Annotated in this window: 1 rRNA gene; it reads right to left on the bottom strand. The window is 56.3% G+C overall.

Going from position 1 to position 519, the window contains the following annotated elements:
• Window positions 1–411: 411 nt before the first annotated feature.
• Window positions 412–519, bottom strand: a 16S ribosomal RNA gene (locus BKG60_RS02380); the annotation flags it as partial.

Here is a 519-nt window from a genome sequence, read left to right as displayed (position 1 = left end):
AGGCATATCGCAGCCTCCAACGTCCTTCATCGGCTCCCAGTGCCAAGGCATCCACCATGCGCCCTTAAACACTTACAACACAAAAACCAAAAAATGAGTTTCAAAAGAAATTGCACATCAACACACACCAACGCGACCGAAACCCGAAGGCCCCAGCCACACCCGATGCGTGCTAGATGCTCGCAACCACTATCCACAAATCAAACACCACACCCCACCACCAAAGCAGGGCAACAACACACCCCCCGCCCCCAACGGGACAGGACTGCGGGCCTGTTGTCTCAAAGCCCAATAGTGTGTTCGGCAGTTCCAAAAGTTTGTTGCGCACCAAGCCGGCGCCACTACAGCGCTCCGACTCCTCACGGCTCGGGTAAGACCCAATGTCTCAACCCTTTTCGTGGTGCTCCTTAGAAAGGAGGTGATCCAGCCGCACCTTCCGGTACGGCTACCTTGTTACGACTTCGTCCCAATCGCCGATCCCACCTTCGACGGCTCCCTCCACAAGGGTTAGGCCACCGG

The sequence above is a fragment of the Mycobacterium syngnathidarum genome (assembly GCF_001942625.1).
Classification (GTDB): domain Bacteria; phylum Actinomycetota; class Actinomycetes; order Mycobacteriales; family Mycobacteriaceae; genus Mycobacterium; species Mycobacterium syngnathidarum.
Note: the sequence above shows the minus strand (reverse complement) of the source record. Positions and strands in the feature narration are given on the sequence as shown.